The sequence below is a fragment of the Duganella sp. Root336D2 genome (assembly GCF_001425005.1).
In the GTDB taxonomy this organism is placed as follows: domain Bacteria; phylum Pseudomonadota; class Gammaproteobacteria; order Burkholderiales; family Burkholderiaceae_D; genus Rugamonas.
In genome coordinates this window covers 126652-148299 of record NZ_LMDB01000012.1, presented here as the reverse complement: position 1 = coordinate 148299, position 21648 = coordinate 126652, and the positions used below count along the sequence as shown (strand labels likewise).

At 60.6% G+C, this 21648-nt stretch carries 15 protein-coding genes; 5 read left to right on the top strand and 10 right to left on the bottom strand.

Going from position 1 to position 21648, the window contains the following annotated elements:
- Positions 1–73 precede the first annotated feature (73 nt).
- Complete coding sequence (locus tag ASD07_RS10770; protein ID WP_057247105.1) at positions 74–817, top strand: ABC transporter substrate-binding protein; 744 nt, start codon at positions 74–76, stop codon at positions 815–817.
- A 25-nt stretch (positions 818–842) separates the two neighbouring features.
- Here the strand turns inward: ASD07_RS10770 and ASD07_RS30775 are convergent, their stop codons facing one another.
- The 7 genes from ASD07_RS30775 to ASD07_RS10735 form a co-directional block, all read right to left on the bottom strand.
- Entirely contained in the window at positions 843–1058 is a 216-nt protein-coding gene (locus ASD07_RS30775; protein WP_156397965.1) for a hypothetical protein, read from the bottom strand.
- Positions 1059–1928: 870 nt separating this feature from the next.
- Positions 1929–2264, bottom strand: coding sequence for a hypothetical protein (locus ASD07_RS10765; RefSeq protein WP_055929279.1), 336 nt, complete (start codon positions 2262–2264; stop codon positions 1929–1931).
- Positions 2265–4825: 2561 nt separating this feature from the next.
- Complete coding sequence (locus ASD07_RS10755; protein ID WP_055931739.1) at positions 4826–7672, bottom strand: type VI secretion system Vgr family protein; 2847 nt, start codon at positions 7670–7672, stop codon at positions 4826–4828.
- A 94-nt stretch (positions 7673–7766) separates the two neighbouring features.
- A complete protein-coding gene (locus ASD07_RS10750; protein WP_055929274.1) occupies positions 7767–9509 on the bottom strand; it encodes a chloride channel protein in 1743 nt (580 codons plus the stop codon).
- Positions 9509–9925 carry a MarR family winged helix-turn-helix transcriptional regulator gene (locus ASD07_RS10745; protein WP_055929272.1) on the bottom strand — a complete coding sequence of 139 codons (417 nt, stop codon included), beginning with the start codon at positions 9923–9925 and terminating at the stop codon, positions 9509–9511. Before ASD07_RS10745 ends, ASD07_RS10750 begins: the two co-directional genes overlap by 1 nt.
- A gap of 45 nt (positions 9926–9970) precedes the next feature.
- Entirely contained in the window at positions 9971–10591 is a 621-nt protein-coding gene (locus ASD07_RS10740; RefSeq protein ID WP_055929270.1) for a hypothetical protein, read from the bottom strand.
- Positions 10549–12174, bottom strand: a complete 1626-nt coding sequence (locus ASD07_RS10735) for a mechanosensitive ion channel family protein (protein WP_229207117.1) — start codon at positions 12172–12174, stop codon at positions 10549–10551. Before ASD07_RS10735 ends, ASD07_RS10740 begins: the two co-directional genes overlap by 43 nt.
- An 80-nt stretch (positions 12175–12254) precedes the next feature.
- Between ASD07_RS10735 and ASD07_RS10730 the strand changes: the two genes are divergently transcribed.
- Positions 12255–12977: an ABC transporter substrate-binding protein gene (locus ASD07_RS10730; protein ID WP_082507258.1), complete on the top strand. Its 723-nt coding sequence runs from the start codon at positions 12255–12257 to the stop codon at positions 12975–12977.
- 13 nt (positions 12978–12990) lie between these two features.
- Here ASD07_RS10730 and ASD07_RS10725 read toward each other — a convergent pair whose 3' ends face one another.
- Positions 12991–13956, bottom strand: coding sequence for a hypothetical protein (locus ASD07_RS10725; protein WP_055929261.1), 966 nt, complete (start codon positions 13954–13956; stop codon positions 12991–12993).
- Positions 13957–14022: 66 nt separating this feature from the next.
- On the opposite strand from ASD07_RS10725, the gene ASD07_RS10720 reads away from it, so the two are divergent.
- The 3 genes from ASD07_RS10720 to ASD07_RS10710 all read left to right on the top strand — a co-directional run bounded on the left by ASD07_RS10720 (position 14023) and on the right by ASD07_RS10710 (position 17067).
- Complete coding sequence (locus tag ASD07_RS10720; RefSeq protein ID WP_055929258.1) at positions 14023–14970, top strand: hypothetical protein; 948 nt, start codon at positions 14023–14025, stop codon at positions 14968–14970.
- Positions 14971–15342: 372 nt separating this feature from the next.
- Complete coding sequence (locus tag ASD07_RS10715; protein WP_055929255.1) at positions 15343–15744, top strand: hypothetical protein; 402 nt, start codon at positions 15343–15345, stop codon at positions 15742–15744.
- A gap of 117 nt (positions 15745–15861) precedes the next feature.
- Complete coding sequence (locus tag ASD07_RS10710) at positions 15862–17067, top strand: ISL3 family transposase (RefSeq protein ID WP_082507257.1); 1206 nt, start codon at positions 15862–15864, stop codon at positions 17065–17067.
- Between the two features lie 85 nt (positions 17068–17152).
- Here ASD07_RS10710 and ASD07_RS10705 read toward each other — a convergent pair whose 3' ends face one another.
- A complete protein-coding gene (locus ASD07_RS10705; RefSeq protein WP_055929249.1) occupies positions 17153–18259 on the bottom strand; it encodes a ribonucleotide-diphosphate reductase subunit beta in 1107 nt (368 codons plus the stop codon).
- A gap of 178 nt (positions 18260–18437) precedes the next feature.
- Entirely contained in the window at positions 18438–21329 is a 2892-nt protein-coding gene (locus ASD07_RS10700) for a ribonucleoside-diphosphate reductase subunit alpha (RefSeq protein WP_055929245.1), read from the bottom strand.
- Positions 21330–21648: the final 319 nt, after the last annotated feature.

Sequence of the window (21648 nt, the reverse complement as noted above, 5' to 3'; positions counted from 1 at the left end):
TTATTCGAGGACACAAGTAAGGCCCTTTACTTTGATTGACTTCACCCGCCAAGGCGCACATGATTGGCTGACTATGACTCCCAAGCTGCACCTTGCCGCAACAGTCCTGGCGCTCCCCCTGGCAGCGCCAGCGGCCTCGCTCCAGCTGTTTACCGAGTACACGCCGCCCGACATCATGCGCGAAGGTGAAAGGATTGTCGGCATCTCGCCCGACAAGGTGAAAGAAATCATGGCGCGCGCCGGCATCGGCTACACCATCGAGATCATGGCCTGGCGCCGCGCCTACGAACTGGCGCTGCGCACGCCCGATTCCTGTGTGTTTTCCACCTCCCGTACGCCGGAGCGGGAAACCTTGTTCAAATGGGTCGGTCCGCTGCGCGAGGTGGACTGGACGCTGTACGGCCTGGCCAAGCCGCCGTTCCAGCTGGCCACGCTGGATGACGCGAGGCACCTGCGCATCGGCGGCTACAACGGCGACGTGCGTGCCCAGTACCTGGTGGCGCGCGGCTTCACGGTGGATACGGCGCCGGATAATTTCTCCAACCCGCGCAAGCTGCTCGGGGGGCGCATCGACCTGTGGGTGACCAGCCACCAGCTGGCGAACGGCGTGTTGGCACAGGAAGGGCTGCTTGGCAAAATCGTGCCCCTGCTCACCTTCCACACCTCGCGCGCTTACCTGGCCTGCAACAAGGCGGTGCCGGACGCGCAGATCGCCGCGATGTCGGCGGCTATGGCGGAGATTGTGAAAGACGGTACCTCGACCGCGATTGACCGCAAGTATGCGAACTGGCGGCCATCCCAATCAACTGGTCGCTGACCAGGGCAGCGTTGGGCAAGGATTTTCAAGGCTTTGGGACACGCGGAGATGGAAACGCCTCTCGAAATTCAATGCCTTTGATGAAGGCCTTGACGGCTTCCGTGGCATCGCGCCTTGCCTTGCGTTTCAATTTTGGCGTCATGGTGGAGCCACAAAAATAGTTTTCCATGCCGATGAAGCAAAAACCGAGCGACCGCATCCCTTCTTCGGGCGTGCCTCGATAGCCATCCGCCAGCAACATATTGACGTTGGAATCACCAACGCGAACCGACTCCTCCCAAGCTTCTGGAGGCGGCCTTTCGATTCCGGTTAGCGAACCTGGGGGGTAAGCAAGACAAATGAATATCCAGAATTGCCCCCTTCGGCAGCGACAGTTTGCACATGTTTTCCGTGCATTGATCGAGGGCCGCTGGAAGCTTGACGATACATGGAGGGCTTTGGTCGACCAGGTTGGGTAAGGTCACCATTGCCCCCGTAAAGGCAAAAGCCCAGATCTCTCAGGCGTTCTTCCGGTTCGCCTTCGGTGTCATCGACCAGCGACAGAAGTCCCACGGAATTGCGCGCACGAAGTGATTGCACCTTGACGTACTCTGGCGGATTATCAAATCCGGTCGGAGACCGCTTGGGAAAACAGTCAAAATTCAGTTCAATCGAATGAAGACTGCTACCTTCCGCAGCGGGCATAGAACAGCTCATCGTCAAAGTGGTTTGGAACCGTGACTACCTGCATGACCGGAGGTACTAAAGGCGCCGCCACAGTGCAACCGCACAGCAAAAACGATAACCAAAAAGACAATCCTTTCAATCTTCAGGTCCTCTTATAGTCATAATTTTCAGGGAAGGATAACGACTGATTTCCGCCGCTGTTGGGGAATCGCATTTCCGACAGTACGGCAAGTGCGCAGGCATAGGCCACACAGCGCGCATCAAATCCGTTAAGCGCCATCGCATATAGATCATTCACGCAAGACCGCAAGTTAACCTCGGCCGATGCGCGCCAGAAACTTGGGCTTCCGCTGACCTGGGCTACGCCTCCGCGCCCGTCATGCTTGCGACAGTGCATCAACGTCACAGTTAATGCATTGGAGAGCGCAGCGTTAGCCTGGAAACGTCACAATGTCCCATCCCGCAACTCGATGCTTTCGATGAACGCCTTGATATCGGCAGTTGCGTCTGCCTTCTCGCCGTCGATCAAACGCAACACATTCGCACCGCCGCAAAAATTGGCTTCTTTCCCGTAAAGGCAAAAGTCCAGTTGTCGCATTCGTTCTTCCGGTTCGCCTTCAATATCGTCAATTAGTGACATGTCCCCATAGGCGTTGCGCGCGCGCAGGGGCACCAACTTGGCATAATCCGCGGCATTGTCAAATCCGGTCGGCGAAAGTTTTGGCACACAGGTGAAAGTCAATTCGAGCGATTTCAGTGTGCTGCCCTTTGTCAGTGGCATGGAACAGCCTTTAACGGAACAAACAGCCTTCGTCCGAGGCAGCTTAACGACGCATGCCGGTTCCTTACGAAAACGGTTTGGCACCGACACTTCTTGAATAGCAGATGATTCCAAGCTCGGCTCTGCACTAGCGCATCCACACAGCAATAACATTAACAATACATACACGCTGTTCATTCTTTAAGCCCTCCTGAATTCATAGCCTTCTGGGAAGGCGAAACTTCCCCCGCCTGCACCGTTTGGGAACTTCATTTCCGACAATACGGCAAGGGAGCAAGCGTAGGCAACGCAGCGCGCATCGAAGCCGTTCAAACTGGACGCATACAGATCGTCGATGCGCCTCGGTAGGTTGACTGCTGCCGAAGCCTTCCAGAAGCTGGGGCTACGATAATAGACCCTGGTCGCTCCTCCAGCGATAATTACCCTTCTCTCCAGCTCGTGGTCAACATCTGCGTACATGGCCATTTGCAGCTTCGCCCAGTAAAAGCCAGCAGTATCCGATGGCGCGTAGGCCGAATCCGTCGACCCGGCCATTGAAACTCCGCGCACTTCCTCACGCCAGCCAGGAATTTGCGAGGTCAACTGCGGGAAATTTGCGTCGGCTAGAGTCACATTGCTTCGCAGTGCTACCTGAAGATCCGCCTGGACTTTTAGCGCAGCCCTCAGTGCCACGTCCAACGCCGCCGGCACGCGCCTGCCGCGGAAGCTCCAATAATCGAGGTAGTTACTTGAGTGGGTCAACTGCAAAAAGCCGCGCCCATACCAAGGGGCATACCAATACTCTGAACCACCACCCTCTGACAATCGGCTCAACCATTGGCTTTCCTGGATCACATTACCGTAGAACGATGCCAGTCGCATTGGAGAATTGATGCCATATTTGCGTGCCGTCCGGTTCAATCCTACGCGCTGGGTAACGGCAATCGAAGTGGCGCCAGTCAGGTTAGGCTGCACCTGCTCCCACAACATCGAGCTTGGACCAACTCGCCGCATTGCGTGGCAGGGCACCATCTGTTTGAACTCGCGTGCACTAAGCCATTGGCATTTACGGAAATGAAAGATGAATTGTTGTGGGTGAAAATGCCAGTGCGCCGCAACCAGTGGTCCTGGCAATTCGGCGACAGGCACCGTCAGGGCAGAAATATGGCTGCGCAGGTTGTTCCAGGATTCGTCATCCAGACCGTATTCGGGGTCCGACTGTAGCCAGCCCCAACGAGCATCAATGCTATCTCGATTCCATTCACTGGGAAACTTGCACACACATTTGGCCAGAGCGTCGCGCACTACCTGGATATTCATGCGTGCGATAAGCTCTTCTCGCGTCAACTGGCCATCAGCGCTGCTGGCGTCTTCAATGAGCGACCGGAGCAAGGCAGATTCAGCACGGCTATCATCGTCGGTGTCGTCATCAATCAGACGCCATCCCTTCCAGTCAGGGAAGTCTGCGTCGCTGAATTTTCTAATTCCTGCTGCAGCAAGATTAATCCAGCCCGCTTGCTGAATACCCTGTACCCGGCGCCAATGCGGGCAATTCGAAGGCGCCAGGGTTTCAGGGGAACCATTCAACAAACGTCCGAAACGGAAAATTTCATAAACGGCACTTGGTGCAGGGCGCACAGTCTCATGCGCCTTCGCATACACTTCGTTGACGGCAAGCGCGCGATCATACAAATCATAATCAGCGTTACGGTCCAGCATCGGAACGCCCACGATAGTTCCATCGGGTTGATATGTAGTCAGCCAAGCACTGCCGCGCTGGTCGGCTGCGCCATCGCCACTGGCATAGCGGATGCCAATGATCAGATCCGTCGCCGTCGTTTCGATTGCGGCCGTTGCCGGAGCAATGATATTGCTTTCAGGCTCCTCACCACCGTATAGGGCCGCGCCGGCCGGAACATGGAAATATACCTCGCCATACACGGCATCCCCGCGCCCATCGGCAGTCAGCGGCAGCGTGCCGGTTCGGCGTCCGACCAGTTTATTGAGATTGGCGTCATCGCAAACGATCTCCATATGAATATGGTCTGCGGCGTTATAGATGCGCCCTGCCAGACCGATTTCATCCTTGCGGAAAATGCGTCGCTGCGCGGTAGTGGCGCCACCGCCAGCAACCGTAAGTGCGTTGCCGCGCAATTCGGACAGGTGAGCAAACACGGAATAGAACTCGATATCCTCGGCATTCGCGCCGGCACCGATCTCGGTGCGGTGGCGCACGATCAGCATGCCGTCATCGGTCCATGACGGTGTATCGCCATAGGGGTTGTAATTCAACGCGTGGGTCGGCTCGGCAACCGGCCTGGTCGGGCGGCGGGCATAAACAATCTCACCATCGGCAATGGCGCACACCGGCAAGGCGGCACTCGCCTGGGCTGGCGCGTGCAGGTGCACCCCGCCGTGCCAGCCCAGGTTCAGGCTGACCGGGAAGCTACCTTCTGGAACACTACTGGCAGGGCAGTTGACTGTCGCCGGTGGCATCGCGGCAGCCACGTAACTGGCATCATCGGCATTGTCGGGGCGCGTCGGCAAAAACGGGGGACTAATAATCACTTGAACTAAACAATTTAAGACGAGAAAGCGTACTTTTTCTTGATCTTCATTTCCGAGCGCGGCAAGGAGGCCATCGGGTAATTGCTGCGGGCGGGCCCGATAAAGGATTTTTTCCCGGCGTTGACCGTGATCTTGCCGGGACACTGGATGGTGATGTTGCCGCCGTCAATGGTGATATTCGCGCCGCCCACAGTGGACAGGCTGATTTTCTTGGCCGAGGCAAAGTCGATGTGGGCGTTGGAACTCTTCACGTCGACCATGCCGAGTGCCTGCACAGCCAAGGCGCCGGCCTGGGCCTGGACGTCGACCGGATCGCGGGCGGCAATAAGCTGCACGCCGATATCCTGCTCGCCAGGGCCGACCACGCCGCCCAGCACGCCGAGCGCCTGCACAGTGTGCACGCGCAGCTGGCCGCCGGTGGCGAACTGGCTATCCTGGCCGCTGGCGACAACCACCACCTCGCCTGCCGCGATTTGCAAGTCCCTGGCCGCCGTCATCGCCAGGCCGTCCTTGGCCGAAATCGCGACCAGCGGATCACTGACATGCGGCAACTGGCCGGCGCCCGGCGCTGTCTTGCGCTTGCCGGCGTCGTTGTGCGCGGCATCGAGATGGCGCTCGCCGACCATGCCGGAAACGGACGTCAGCAGCGCCTGCAACGGCGCCTCCTTCGCATCCAGCGCGCTGGCTTTGGCCTTGCGGGCGCCCAGGTGGGCGGCCATGCCGACCGTCTGGTGCTTGACGGCCGCATCGCTGAAGGTCTGCGCCAGCTTGACCGCCTGTTTGACCAGCGCGATGCCGGCCGCATTGTCGCCGGCCGGATCGCGCTGCCCGGCGCCATGCTGGATGCGGTAGCTGGTGACCAGCAAACCGGCGCCGGCGCGTACCGCGCCGTAGGCATCGCTGCGCAATTCCGCGCCCTGGCCGCGCAAGCTGCCGCGGAAATTGTCGGCACTGTGCACCAGGTGCCCCAGGTTCAGTTCAGTCGCCGCCATGGTGGTGCGCATCTGGACCCGGCCCTGGTTGTCGGTATCGTCGAACAGGAGCTGGTTATAGCCTTCGCCGCCGAATTCCTTGCTGCGCACGCCCCACTGGGCCGCAGCATTGCGGTGGCCGGGACTGCCGCCTGCCGCACCGTGCCATGCCGGGCTATGGCCGCCCGCCAGGTTGCCCTGCCCCGAAACGGCGTGGTCATGCGCCTGCCCGAAGGCATCCGCCCCCTGTTCGCGCGCTTCGCCGCCCGGCGTGTGCGGCACGCCGCCTTCACCCTGGCCGTTGTACAGGGCGCTGATCACCAGCGGACGATCGATATCGTTTTCCAGGAACTGCACCAGCACCTCCTGGCCAATGCGCGGCAGGAACTGGCTGCCCATGCCGCCACCGGCCAGGCGCTGCGCCACGCGCACCCAGCACGTAGCATCGGCCTGGTCCTGCCAATGGAAGCGGATGCGCACCCGGCCCAGGCTGTCGCAGTAGATTTCGTCCGCGCCGTTTGGGCGGTCATTGCCATCGGCGCCTACCACGATGGCGCTTTGCGAGCCCAGCGCCGTCGGCTTGGCATGCTGGCGCCCTTCGCCGCCGGCGTGCAGGGGCCGCCATGGCAAGGCCGCGTCCAGCGCCGTGAAGCCGTTGGCATATCCACTGCTTGCGGCCTGCTCCAGCGTGGCGCTGAAGTCCTCCGGCAGGCCGGCCAGCGGCGCGCCCAGGTCTTCCAGCAATTCCGGCACAGGGCCGAACAATTCGGCCAGCCCCTGCCTGAGCGCCACCGGCAGGTTGTTGACGCCGACGCTGACCACGCGCAGCACGACAAAGTTCTCGCTGCCGGCTGCGGCATCGAACGGACCTTGCGTCAGGGTGAAACGGGTGCCGGCGCGCAGTGTACGCACGGTGGAGCGCGCCTGCCATAGCTGGCTGTGCGCTTCCAGCGCCTGCATATGCAGCGTGGCATAGCGCTCGGCCTCGCCGCCATCGGCGTAAAAATACTGGCCGGGATAGTCGAAACTCTCGGGCAAATGCGCATGCTTGCCGAAGTTGTCCAGGCGGGTCGGCACTGTCTTGCCGACCGCCTTCTTGGCTTTGTAATCGTAGCTGGTCACGGCGACTGCGCCGCTGATCAAGCTGCGCCCGGTGCGCAGCGACTGGATGCTGTCCTGCTGCTCCCCGGCCCGTGCGGCGTGGTAGCGCAAGCCGCCAGCGGCGGCGCTGCTGGCATCTTCCGGCGCGGCTTCTTTGATCGTGCTGTCGGCGAACAGCACCATGGTCTGCTCTTCTTCGCCGTCTTCGAAGCGCCAGCCGATGCCCTCCTCGGTCAGCAGGCGGCGCACGAAGTCGTAATCGGACTCGCGGTATTGGCAGCAGTAGCTGCGCGGCGGAACCGACTGCATGGCGCTGCGCGCGTCGTCGCTCCACTGCCATTTGGCGTGCGGGGAATATTCCGCGAAGACGGCATCGATGATGTCGGCCACGCTTTTATCCTGCCAAACCCGGCTGCTGCGGCGCTGGGTCGCCAGCCAGAGCCACGGGGTAAGGCGCAGCCGATAGCGCGCCAGGCCACCCTCGCTGCCCAGCATGGCGGCGCCGCTGATGTAGCCATGGAAGTTGGTCCGGCTGCCGTCAGGCAGGCTGGCCTGCAGCGAAGCGCGCTGGCCAAGCAGCGTTTGCAGCGCGATGCCGGCACTGGTGGAGAGCACGATCAGCTCGCGCGCAGCAACCTCCTGCAAGGCGTCATCGGCCAGGAAGGCTTCCACCAGCAGGCCGCCGGAGCCATACTCGCCCTCCGATTCCAGCTTGAGTTCGTACAAACGGCTGGCACTGGAAAACTGTGCCACGCCAGCATAAAGCTGGGTAAGGAGTTCGGTCCGCATCGGGTTTTTGTGCAGCAATAATTATCAAAACGAAAACGATAACAGCATTGCAGAAATTTGCTCGCACTGTTGAGCTAGCGGAGCCCCGGGGCCATCAGGGGCGCAGCGTAAAGCGCCGGAAGCGGTGGCGCCGGTGCTCCTCGTTGTCCAGTGAAAGCGAGGATTTGATCATGTCGCTGCGGCTGATCACGCCCACCAGCTGGCGGCTGGCGGCATCGGCCACCACCGGCAAGCGTTCCAGGCCGTGCACCGCCAGCCGCACTGCCACCGTGCGGCAAGTCTCGCCGCGCAATGCCACGATCGGGGCGTTCACGCCATACAGTTCGCGCACGTGCACCGCGTGGCTGGCCTGCTCCAGCGTCGCACGATCCAGCATGCCCAGCACCTTGCCCTTGCTGGTGACCGGGTAGGCTCGGTGGCGCTGCGACGTCCCGAAATGGGAGGCCAGCACGTCGACCACCCGCGCATCGGCCTCGATCGACACCGCAGTGGCCGTCATCACCTCCTCCACGCTATGCCGCTCCAGCGGATCGATGCCGTATTCGCGATAAATATGGTGGCCGCGGCGGGCGATCTTTTCGGTCAGGATCGAGCGGTGCATGGTGATGACGGTAAAGCCATACGCCACTACCGAAGCAGCCAATACCGGCAGCAGCGCGTTGGCGTCATGCGTCAGTTCATAGGCAAACACGGTGGCCATGATCGGTGCGCGCATCATGCCGCCCAGCGTGGCTGCCATGAAAACCAGCGGCCAGACCGCAGGCGAGCCGCCCGGCAGGTACGGCGCCAGCACGCTGCCCAGGCCCGCGCCCAGCATCAGCAAAGGCGCCAGCACGCCGCCCGAGGTGCCCGAACCAAGCGCGATCAGCCACATGACTGCCTTGGCCACCAGCAGAGTCGCCACCACGCCGGCGGCCAGATGGTTTTGCAGCAGGTCGCCGATCACGTCGTAGCCGACACCCAGTGCGCGCGGCTGGAAATAGCCGCCGATGCCGATGGCGAGGGCGCCCAGCGCCGGCCACCACATCCAGTGAATGGGCAGCTTATGGAAGCCGTCTTCCACGCGATACAGGGCGGTCGACAGCAGCCACGCCATGGCGCCGCACAGCACGCCGGCCACAGCGCAGGACAGCAAAGCCACCGGCGGCAGCACCGGGCTTTGCTGCGGGAACAGCGGGCCGGCTTCCATCAGCAGCGGCCGCAGGAAGCCGGCCACGGCGCAGGCAATGGCGACCGGCAGCAGGCTGCGCGGGCGCAGTTCGAACAGCAGCAGTTCAACCGCCAGCAGCAGCGCTGCAATCGGGGTGCCGAAGACGGCCGTCATGCCGGCCACCGCGCCCGCCACCAGCAGGGTCTTGCGCTCGGCATCGCTCAAATGGAAATGCTGGGCGAACAAGGAACCGACCGCGCCACCCGTCATGATGATCGGGCCCTCTGCGCCAAACGGCCCGCCGCTGCCGATCGCGATCGCCGATGCCAGCGGCTTGAGCAGCGCCACCTTGGGCGACATCGCACTGCGCTTGAACAGGATGGCCTCGATCGCCTCCGGGATCCCGTGGCCGCGGATCTGCTCCGAGCCATAGCGCGCGATCAGCCCGATCGCCAGCGCGCCGATGACCGGCACCGCAATGACCCAGGGACCCAGCGCATGGGCCGCCGGCGATTGCGGCGCGGTCGACAGGGTCTGGAAGAAGAACAGGTTGGTGAACAGCGAAATCGCTTTCAGCAGCAGCCAGGCAGTGCCTGTGCTGAGCATGCCGATAAAGGCAGCCATGGCGCCGATCTGCAACAGGCGTGCGTCGCCGCTGAAGTCGCGGCGCGGGTCGTACGGTTTCATCATTTTTGCGGCAGGTTGGGAACAGTGAATACGCCGTGCAGCGATTGCAGTTCGGCGCGGTGGATGGCCGCCAGGCGCAGCAGCACCTCTTCGCCGGCAGCCAGCAGGTGGACTTCGACCCGGCGCCGGTCTTGCACATGGGGGCGGCGCTGCACCAGCCCCGCCGCCTCGCAGCGGCCCAGCAAGGCGACCACGCCGTGCTGCTGCGCTTGCAGCCGTTCGGCCAGCTCGCCGACCGTGGCCCAGTCGCGCCCGGGAAAGCCCTTGATATGCAGCAGCAGCAGGTACTGCAGCGGCGTGATGCCCTCGGCCTGGGCGGCGTTTTCGGAGAAGCGCTCGAAGCGCCGCATCTGGTAGCGGAATTCGGACAGGGCCATGAAGTCGGCCTTGGCCAGCGAATCTGGTGGAGACGGCATTGTTATATCACAACATGATGTAATTGGCCGTTCATGATACCACCATCAGTAAGCGGACCACTTTTCCGCGATTTGTTTCAGGTCGCCATGCTCGTCAAGCCGGCTTAGCGCCAGCGCGATCCTGCCCTCGGTCTCTTGGTCGAGATGCCGTCCCAGCACCATGTAAAAGACCTGCGTGTCGAAGACCGCGGGCAGCAGCCGCACCTGGCGTCCATGCCCGCCCTTCCTGATTTCCGCATCCAGGCCGGGAATGCGGTAATAGAAGAAGCGCCCCCTGTCCGCCAGCAGCTTGTCGATGTTCTGTGCGCTGGTATTGGCCGTACTGTCTAGCTTCAGGTTGCCGGCTGTTTTAAGCGCCGCAATCGCCCCGCTTCCTGCGTTAACGAGGACCACGCCATCCGCCTCAAGCTTGCGTCCGGCAATCAGTGCTTCGATGCGCTTGAGCGGCATCCATTGCCGGTCGCCGACAAACTTGAGCCCAGGATCCAGCCTTTCGATTGCCCGGAATATATCGATGCAGCTGCCGGCGACCGCAGTCCCCTGCAACACGAACTTGGGTTCGGAATCGACTGGCGCCGCAACGCGAATCACCACCGGCGACCCGGCCCGAACCATAGCGGCGCTCAAGATCCACAGGACGGCGAAGATGAGGGCACGAAAGCGCATGGCCATTGCCTTATGGGCGCTACGATATGCGGTTGCCGAGGCTCCTGTGTGAAGTGCGGCGACATGATCTGGACCCCTTCGCGATGGAAGACGTCGACCACCTTCTGGTGCAGCAGGCTGATCAGCCCGGCACGGCTGCTGGGCGAACTCAACACCGAACATGCGACCAGCTTATATTCGATGTAAAAATCGGACAGTGCGCTCTGGATCACATACGGCCGCGGTTCGGCAGCAATGCCTTCGGTTGTCGCAGCCGCCTCCTCCAGCATTGCGTAGACCTGGCGCCAGGGCGTGTCGTAGCCGATCGTCACGGTGGTATCGAGTACGTAGGCGCCCGGCACGGCGCGCGAGTAATTCTTGATCGTATTCGACAGCACCCAGGCGTTGGGCATTGCCACGTCCACCCCCAAGCCGGTGCGCACACTGGTATCGAAGATCCCCGACTCCAGCACGGTGCCCTGCACCTCGCCGATGCTGACATAGTCGCCCTTGCGCAGCGCTCGCGTGTACATCAGGATCAGGCCGGCAGCGCCCTGGCCGACGATGCTGGACGCGCCGATCGACAGCATCAGCCCCGCCAGCACCGTCACGCCCTGGAATGCCGCCGTGTGCGAGCCGGGCAGGTAGGGGTAGGCCATGGCCAGCGCAAACAGCCAGATCACCACGGTTCCCAGCCGGCGCGTGGGCACGGCCGTATCGCGATCAAGCCAGCCGAAATGCAGCTCGCCGCTTTCGATGCGCTTGAACACGGAAGCCAGCGTAGCGCTGGCAAGGCGGGCCAGGATTGCAATCACGGCCACCAGCAGCAGGCCGGGAATGGCGCCGGCAACATTGCTGCCGATATCTGCCGCGGTATCGAGCAGGAACTGCTGCAGGCGCTCGCCCCAGTTGCGTGCAAAAGGAATCCGCGCCAGGACGAAGGCCAGCCAGACATATGCCGCCAGCAATCCAAGGAACCAGACCGCAACGTCCATGGCCAGCCGCATGAAATGGACCAGGTGCTCGGCGTCCAGTATGCGCACGTTGCGCACCCGGACCTGCGCCAGGCGCCGGCCCAGGATCGCCTCCAGCCGGCGCCGGGCCTGGCGGCGCAGTGCAGCGAGCAGCCAAAGGAAAAAGGCCAGCGCAGCGCTGGCCAGGGCGCACAGGGCAAGTGCTTGAGCAATGTAGGCAGGGCTGCGTTGCTCGCGGCGTTCCAACAGTGCTTTGCCCAGTTGCGCCGCGCTTTCATGGGCCAGAAGATCGGTGGTATCGCCTGCCAGGGCATTGACGTCGCCGGGCGACACCAGGAACAGCAGTGAACCATCGAGCAGGACTTGCGTGCCTTCGGCAATCGAGCGAATGCTGGCCTGCTGCGGCCCGCCTTGCGCGAGCGCGCGTTCCAGGCGCTTATCCGCAGCCTCGGCACGGTCTTGTGGGGAATAGCCGCTCAGCATTGCGCGGAACACGAATACGGTCCGGTTACCGACAGCGAGCCGCGCAGCCGCTGCCTGCGTTTTGGCCGGTGGCGCCGCCATTTGCTGGGCGTGGCCCAGCGGGCTAAGCGCGAGCAGGAAAAGACAGAAAAACGTGCGTAGCAGCATGGATTCCTTCATGTCAATTTGCGTGTCATCATTGCACACAATGCTGTACAACTCAATCTGTACCCTCGCGACTGCTCCGTATGAAATCGTTGCGCCTGCTCACACTCGCCAGCTTGCTGCTGTCTGCACCATACGGATGGTGCGGCGAGCTGGTCGTGCTGGTCGACCGTGCCGCCGATATGCCCATGTCGCGCATTGAAAATGGCCGCCTGGTGGACGGCGTGCACAAAATGCTGGGAGAGGCGCTGGCGCGCGGCAGCGGGCGCGAGCTGCGGTTCCTGCTGCTGCCGCGCAAGCGCATTGCCAGGGCGCTGCAGCAAGGCGAGGCCGACATCCTGTGCGGCTATACGCCGCAATGGATCGAAGGGGATTATCTATGGACGGAGCCGGTGTTCACGGCGGAGGAAGTGCTGGTCACCGCTGCCAGCCAGCCGCAACCGCACTCCATTGCTGAGCTGAGCGGACAGGCCATCGGCACCATCCTCGGCTACCAGCACCCGGAAATCGAAAAGATCCTGGGTGCAGGCTTTGTGCGGGACGATTCGCCCAATATGGAAACCAACCTCGAGAAACTCGCGCGCGGCAGGGTGCACCACATCTTGATTGCGCGCGGCGTGCTCGAGTACCGGCAGCGCCTGCGCACCATACCGCTGCAGTTGCATCCGCCCCTGCCCGCGGCAAGTTTCACCACCCGCTGCGCGGTCTCACGCAAGGGCCACCTCAGCCTGGAAGACGCGAACCGCGCCATTGCGGCCGCCATCAGGGATGGCACGCTCGCGCGGATCCTGGCCCAGTTCCGTTAGGCGCCGCTGCGGCTCACGAGCCGACGTTCTTCAGCTCTTCCGGCATCAGGTAGGTGTAGCTTTTCGGATCGAACATCACTTTCCAGGTTTTCGCCTCGGTCTGGGCGCCGCCCTGCATGCCAGGCTTGCGCGTGATGTACAGCGGGGTGAAGGTCGAATCGGTCACCGGGTCGGTACGATAAGACCATGCCAGCTGGGTGCAACGCGGCGGCACGAATTCTTCGGCATCGCCCTCTTCCTCGGCGGCGGTTTCCGCCGCGCCATCTCCCTCGGCTGGCGCAGCCTTCTTCTCACCCTGTGCCTTTTCCCACTCGGCGTAGCGGCGCTCGGTTTCCTTGCAATCGCCTGCCCCGATGACCTGGAAAGCCGCATTGAACTCGGTCAGCACGGCGATCTGTTCGTTGCGCGGTGCCAGGACGACGTTCTGCGTGGTGGTGAACTCTTCGCCCTCGCCGGTTTCGGTGGAGATGGTCTTGACCACCCAGCCCCACACATGGGCGCTCAAGGCTTCAAAATGCACCCGTTCCGGAGTAACCGGATCGACGCCGCTGGGACGGCGCGGGTCGCTGTATTCGTAGAGCTGTCCGTCACGGTAGCGCAGCTGGAAAACGCCGTAGAACGAGTCCGACCCGCTGTTCGATTCGACGGCATTACCGCTGGCGACCAGATAGAGCTCGTCGCCTTCCTTGCCCTCGACTTTCTTCTGCTGTACCACTGTGACGAGATAGGTCCTGTGGCTTTCCTCATCGACATAGAGCCAGCCACGCTGGGTCTCCGAGTACTTGCCATAGTTGCGCGTCATGACGCCTTCGATGGCTTCGGCGGCGTCGATGGTGTGGGTTTCCGGCGGCGGTTCGCGCAGCGCCATGACGGCGATGAACACCGAAAACAGGAGGCCGACTGCGGCAAAGATGTAGACGGCAATGCGGCCCAGTTTCCGGGCGCGCTTTGGCTGTTCTGTGGTGGTTGCTTCTTCCATGTTGTATAGTGGCAATATTAATAGGCGCGTAATTATACAAAAGTTAAGGAAGGCTTTATTTCAGCCGTGCGCACCCGAGTTGAACTTGCTGCCTGCTACATCGGCCTTGCCACCGTGCTGGCGGTCGCAAGCATTTTCGGCCCCGCCACGCGGCCCGCCCCGCTTCCGCCCAAGCCGACCATCGAAACGATTGCCGAACGAGATGGCTACGCCACAGCGATTTCCGCCGCCGACGACGGTTCGGTCTACTTGATTTTCAATGGCGAAGGCAAGGTATTTCGCCTCAACGGAACGAGTCCCGAACTCGAAGTCGTAGCATCGCTTCTCGTTCCAGACTTCGTAGGTATAGACAGGCTGGGTAATGTCTACGCAAGCAATGGCGCGGATGGCGACGGCTGCATTCTGGACCATGTGGTGGGTTTGCTCACACAGGCGGAAGCAATCGAAAAAATTCGCATCCACTCTTCTATCACGGGTCTCGCAGTGGACGGCGATGGAAGCATCTACCTCACCGCAGGGCTAGTTGGCGAAATATGGAAAGTAGACGCCAGCGGACAACGGACTTTATTGCGTAACTCGGAGCACTCCTATGACGGCAACCAGATCCCCACTATCGATGGAATAGCTGTAAACAAAAGAGGCCAGGTACTGGTCGTCGACAACGACGGCGCGGTCTTCCTGCTCGAAGATGGGCAACTCAAGCATCTTGCGGGAAAACCCCGCGAGTGCGGCATGGTTGATGGAAGCGGCGAAAACGCGCGCTTCTGTGGACCGACGGCAGCCACTGCCGATCATAACGGCGATTTCCTGGTGGTCGACCAGGACTGCGCCGTCCGCAAAGTGACAGCTTCCGGCGAAGTCACAACGCTCATCGGAACACCGGAGGGTCCCCTGCCCGGCCTGGTACGGCTTCCAACGGAGCAGTGCTCAACATGGATTCGCTCCATCGCAGTGGATCGGAACGGGGATATCCTGCTTGCCGCACGCTCAGCCCTACGTATTCGAATTCATTGACGTTGATCAGGAACTTTGCTCCCGATGGCGCTGTCCAATCTCCCCTGTGTACACCCAGTCCTTTTCTGGGCGCCGTGCTTAAAGCTGCTCAATCCTGCTCGAAGTTTCATATGGCTGCTAATTGTGCCTTATTTGCTGCACATTTCTGCTCGTTCACTGCACTTTTTGCCTCGATTTTGCTTAATTCCGCTCGTTTTGGCCCAGCAAGATTCACGCCATGGCCTGAGCAACGTTAAGCAAAAATGAGCAGTTTCGTGAAAAAACGAGCATCAAATGAGCGCAATCGAGGCGGCAATAAGCAACTTTTAGCCACTTCGTGACGAATCGAGCAGGTTTAAGCGTAGTGTTGCCAAGGAGCCGAAAACGAGAGAGTTGATCGACATACCGGTACCGTTTCAAACCTTCAACGATCTTAGCGAATTCCTCGACGGCCGGCGCGTGACCGAGGAACTTGCCGACGTCGCTGGCCGCGCTATCTCCGACTGGATTGCAAAGCAAAATACTGCACTGACCAACGATGGTGATGTGCTGAAAGGAGGCTATCAATGGAAATCACTTTTCCTGCCGTCCGGCACGAGGATCCGCATCGCGATACGGCGCAAGATTTTTCACGCCACTGTTGATGGCGATCACATTCATCACAACGGCGCAGAAGTATCGCCTGCACAATTAGTGAACCAGTTAGCGGGTTGTACGCGCAACGCCTGGAAGCACGTCTGGCTGCTCCTGCCAGGCGAAACGCGCTGGCAGTTGGCAGAAACAATGCGTACGTGATCGTAAAAAAAGGTTCATCGCGGATTACCGGGATGACCGAGCTGTAAACGCAAGAGAGCAGTAAGGAAGAGTTATTGTGTTTGTGCGACCAAACCCACTAACCAACCCACTGCTCTCATGTCAAATCATAGACTCAGCCTCCCATTCTGGGAAGGCTTTCTCGTTTCCTCTCTGGATGTCGTCGGCAATCAGTTGCAAGTAAGGCTGGCAGCTGATCCTGCGTACGCGCTGATTTGTTCCCACTGCGGAGCCAGTGCATCGTGCATCCATGAAACCACATGGCGTACGGTGCGTGATTTGCCGATGGCGGGATTGCCTGTGTTTCTCACTATTGCAGTCAATAGATTGCGCTGCGCGACCTGCTGCCGCTGTTGCACCCAGCGAATCAGCTGGCTGGATCGCCATGCTCGGGTGTCACGCCGTTTGGCGGAGTTCGTCGCTCAATGGAGTGAGAAGCTGCCAATCGCCCATGTTTGCCAACTTACCGGCCTTCACTGGGGCACGGTTCATCAAATTCATCGCCAAGACCTGGAACGTAGGGTGGCGGCATTGCCGCCACCCCAGCCAACCAGGCTGGTCATGGATGAATTTGCCCTGTTTAAAGGCCATCGCTACGCCACGGTCGTACTAGATGCTGACACTCGACGCGTCATCTGGGTCTGTGAAGGGCGTAGTCGAGAGGCCATTCGACCGTTTTTTGCGTGGTTAGGTCCCGAGCGCTGCCGGCGTATCCGTGCCGTGGCCATGGATATGAACACCGCCTTCGATCTGGAAGTGAAATGCCATTGCCGCCAGGCCAAAGTCGTCTACGACCTGTTCCATGTCATCGCCAAATATGGTCGCGAGGTCATTGATCGAGTACGGGTCGATGAGGCAAATCGGCTGCGCGACGACAAAGCGGGCCGTCAGTACGTGAAGCGAGCGCGGTGGCTGCTGCTGCGCAATCCAGGCAACGTACCGCCAGATCAAGCTCCCAAGTTGGCCGAACTTCTCGAGGCAAACCAAGCTCTAATGACCGTCTACGTAATGAAGGCAAGCTTGAAAGAACTCTGGCAGCCTACCAATCCCTGGTGCTGGCGCGCCGCCTGGAGATCATGGCAGCACATGGCAAAAGCCAGTGCAATCGAACCTCTAAAGCGCTTTGCCAGACGTCTTGCTTTGTACTGGAAAGGCATTCTGGCCCGGATGCACTGGCCAATGCATACCGGACAGCTTGAAGGGATTAACAATCGGATCAAGGTAATGAAGCGGATGGCTTATGGGTATCGCGACTCCGAATTCTTCTTCTTGAAGATCAAAGCCGCGTTTCCCGGTAATCCGTGAAGAACCTAAAAAAAGCCCCTTGATTCTCACCAAGAGGCCTTTTGGATTCATCACATGACGAATGGCATCGGACGACGATGCGAGATTAATCCCAGCTCAGCGCGCCACCGGTCTGGTACTCGGTCACGCGGGTTTCGAAGAAGTTACGTTCCTTCTTCAGGTCGATCATTTCCGACATCCATGGGAATGGATTCTCGTCCTGGTCGAACAGGGTTTCCAGGCCGATCTGGGTCGCACGGCGGTTAGCGATAAAGCGCAGGTAGCCTTTGAACATGGCTGCGTTCAGGCCCAGCACGCCACGTGGCATGGTGTCTTCGGCGTAGCGGTATTCCAGTTCGACAGCTTCCAGGAACAGGGCTTTGATCTCTTCCTTGAAGGCCGGGGTCCACAGTTGCGGGTTTTCCAGCTTGATGGTGTTGATCAGGTCGATACCGAAGTTGCAGTGCATCGATTCGTCGCGCAGGATGTACTGGTACTGTTCGGCGGCGCCCATCATCTTGTTCTGGCGGCCCAGCGCCAGGATCTGGGTGAAGCCGACGTAGAAGAACAGGCCTTCCATCAGGCAGGCAAACACGATCAGGGACTTCAGCAGCTGCTGGTCGGTCTCCAGGGTGCCGGTCTTGAAGGTCGGTTCGGTCAGCACGTTGATGAACGGGATCAGGAACTGGTCCTTGTCGCGGATCGACGCTACTTCGTTATAGGCGTTGAAGATCTCCTGCTCGTCCAGGCCGAGGGACTCGACGATGTACTGGTAGGCGTGGGTGTGGATCGCTTCTTCAAACGCCTGGCGCAGCAGGTACTGGCGGCACTCGGGAGCGGTGATATGGCGGTAGGTGCCCAGCACGATGTTGTTGGCGGCCAGCGAGTCGGCGGTAACGAAGAAGCCCAGGTTACGCTTGACCAGGCGGCGCTCGTCTTCGGACAGGCCGTTCGGGTTCTTCCACAGCTCGATGTCGCGCTGCATGTTCACTTCCTGCGGCATCCAGTGGTTGGCGCAGCCGGCCAGGTACTTGTCCCAGGCCCATTTGTATTTGAATGGGACCAGCTGGTTGACGTCAGTCTGGCCGTTGATGACGCGCTTGTCGTCGGCGTTCACGCGCAGTGCGACTTGGTCGGCGCTGGCTTCGGCTGTGGCGCCCTGTGGTGGGGTTTGGCGCGGGGCGGCCGCGGCTTCATCGTCCCAGGATAGCATTTGTTTTTTCCTCTTTGATTTACTTTTTTAAACCGGTAAACCGGTGTCTGACCCGCAGGGTCAGACACCGTCTGCTCAACGGCCGGCGATACTTTTCAAGCCGCGAACTTTGCTCAGCAAGTGTCAGACCCTGCGGGTCTGACACTGCTTTGCCGGTTTTAACGATGTATCTATTGTATTACTGGCAGGCTTCGCATTCCTCGAAACCGTCGTCACCAGGACGCAGGTAGCAGGCGGCGCCATCTGGCTCGGCAGCTACTGCCGCCGGGGCGTCCGGCACGTTCGCGGACACGGCGTTCAGGGCGCCGGTACGGGAAGTCGACTTCTCCATGTGCGATGCAGCGATGGTGCGCAGGTAGTAGGTGGTCTTCAGGCCGCGCAGCCATGCCAGCTTGTAGGTTTCGTCCAGGGTCTTGCCGGATGCGCCTGCCATGTAGATGTTCAGCGACTGGGCCTGGTCGATCCACTTCTGGCGGCGCGATGCGGCTTCCACCAGCCAGCTTGGCGACACTTCGAACGCGGTGGCGTAGATATCGCGCAGGTCTTGCGGTGCGCGGTCGATCTTGCTCAGCGAGCCGTCGAAGTACTTCAGGTCGGCGATCATCACCTCGTCCCACAGGTCGCGCGCTTTCAGGTCGCGCACCAGGTAGGCGTTGATCTCGGTGAATTCGCCGGACAGGTTGGACTTCACGTACAGGTTCTGGAAGGTCGGTTCGATGCAAGCCGACACGCCGATGATGTTCGAAATGGTGGCGGTCGGGGCGATCGCTACGCAGTTCGAGTTACGCATGCCGAACTTGGCGATGCGTTCACGTACCGGGGTCCAGTCCATCGCGGACGACAGGTCCTGCTCCAGGTAGCCGCCGCGCTGTTCCGCCAGCAGGCGCACGGAGTCTTGCGGCAGGATGCCGCGCGACCACAGGGAACCCTCGTACGACTCGTACTTGCCGCGCTCTTCGGCCAGTTCGGTCGACGCCAGGTAGGCGTAGTAGCAGACGGCTTCCATCGAGGTGTCGGCGAACTGCACCGCTTCCATCGAGGCGTACGGTACGCGCATCATGTGCAGGCAGTCCTGGAAGCCCATCACGCCCATGCCGACCGGACGGTGGCGCATGTTGGCGTTACGTGCTTTCTCCACTGCGTAGTAGTTGATGTCGATGACGTTGTCCAGCATGCGCATTGCGGTGCGGATGGTCTTCTGCAGCTTGACGTGATCGATCTTGCCCTCTTTCATGTGGGCAGGCATGTTCACGGAACCCAGGTTGCAGACGGCGATTTCGTCTTCGTTGGTGTTCAGGGTGATCTCGGTGCACAGGTTCGAGCTGTGGACCACGCCCACGTGCTGCTGCGGCGAACGGATGTTGCACGGATCCTTGAAGGTGATCCATGGGTGGCCGGTTTCGAACAGCATCGACAGCATCTTGCGCCACAGGTCCAGCGCTTCGATCTTCTTGAACACGCGGATTTCGCCGGCAGCGGCTTTGGCTTCGTAGCCGACGTAGGCTTCTTCGAAGGCCTTGCCGACTTTGTCGTGCAGGTCAGGCGTTTCGGACGGCGAGAACAGGGTCCAGTGCGATTTTTCCATCACGCGCTTCATGAACAGGTCCGGAATCCAGTTCGCGGTATTCATGTCGTGGGTGCGGCGGCGGTCGTCGCCGGTGTTCTTGCGCAGGTCGAGGAATTCCTCGATGTCCATGTGCCAGGTTTCCAGGTAGGCGCAGACTGCACCTTTGCGCTTGCCGCCCTGGTTCACTGCCACCGCGGTGTCGTTCACCACTTTCAGGAACGGCACCACGCCTTGCGACTTGCCATTGGTGCCCTTGATGTGGGCGCCCAGTGCGCGCACCGGGGTCCAGTCGTTGCCCAGGCCGCCGGCAAATTTGGCCAGCAGTGCGTTTTCCTTGATGGCGTCGTAGATGCCTTCCAGGTCGTCGGACACGGTGGTCAGGTAGCAGGAGGACAGCTGCGAACGCTGGGTGCCGGAGTTGAAAAGGGTCGGGGTCGACGACATGAAGTCGAAGGTCGACAGCAGGTTGTAGAACTCGATGGCGCGCGCTTCGCGGTCGCTTTCGTTCAGGGCCAGGCCCATGGCGACGCGCATGTAGAAGGCCTGCGGCATTTCGATGCGCACATCGCGCACGTGCAGGAAGTAGCGGTCGTACAGGGTTTGCAGGCCGATATAGCCGAACTGCAGGTCGCGGTCGGCCACCAGGGCCTTGGCCAGCTTGGCCAGGTCGAACTTGCCCAGTTCTTCGTTCAGCAGTTCAGCGGCAATGCCTTTGGCGATGTACTGCGGGAAGTACTCGATGTAGGCAGCGGCGGCGCCGGCTTGCGGCACTTCCTTGCCGAACACTTCCTTACGGATGGTGTGCAGCAGGATGCGGGCGGTCACCTGGGAGTACGCAGGGTCCTTTTCCATCAGCGCGCGGGCAGCCAGGATGGCGGACTTGTGCAGTTCTTCGACCGGCACGCCGTCGTACAGGTTTTTCACGGTTTCGGCCAGGATGGCGTCGGCATCGACGTGCTTTTCCAGGCCCTTGCAGGCGGCGCCGATCAGGTCGCGCACTTCCTGCATCACCAGCGGACGGGCAACGCCGTTCTCGGTGACGTTGATCTGCGGTTCAGCGGCGGCGGCGGCGCCGGCAGCTTCTTTCTTCAGGCGGCGTTCTTCCATGTGCTTGGCGCGGTACAGCACGTAGGAACGCGCCACATCGTGTTCGCCGGAGCGCATCAGGGCCAGTTCAACCTGGTCTTGCACGTCTTCGATATGGAAGGTGCCGCCGGTTGGCTGGTGGCGCATCAGCGCGGTCACCACTTTCTGGGTCAATTCTTCCACCAGTTCGCGGATGCGGGCGGACGCCGCACCCTGGCCGCCGTTCACTGCCAGGAAAGCCTTGGTCATTGCCACGGCGATCTTGGATGGCTCGAAAGCTACCACGGCGCCGTTGCGGCGGATGATGCGGTAGTCGGCCAGTTGGCTAGCGGAAACAGCGACGCCGCCGGCAGTTTCGCCAGCGGAAACAGGCACGTGAGGCGCCTGCGTGGTGGAAATATCTTGATTAGATTGCATTTATGCTCCGCGTATTCAGTATTTGTTTATGACCACTATATCTAGTGAACCATCGAATTCTGTCCACTAATTGTAGTGACGGGATCCGGATCGTACAAGGTGAAATTTTTTCGTTTAGACCACGATTTCTTATTGACTTTTGATATCCCCCATCGCTACAGGCGATCGACGGTGAGCAAGCACTAACACTGCTTTTTCCCTGCTGATTTAATAAGCAATGTTGCAACGCAGCACAGAGTTGTGCGTTGGCGAAAACGCTACAGCAAAGATGGGGTTTTTAGCGGCGGACCGGGATTATAGACCAATCGGGCGGCGGCTG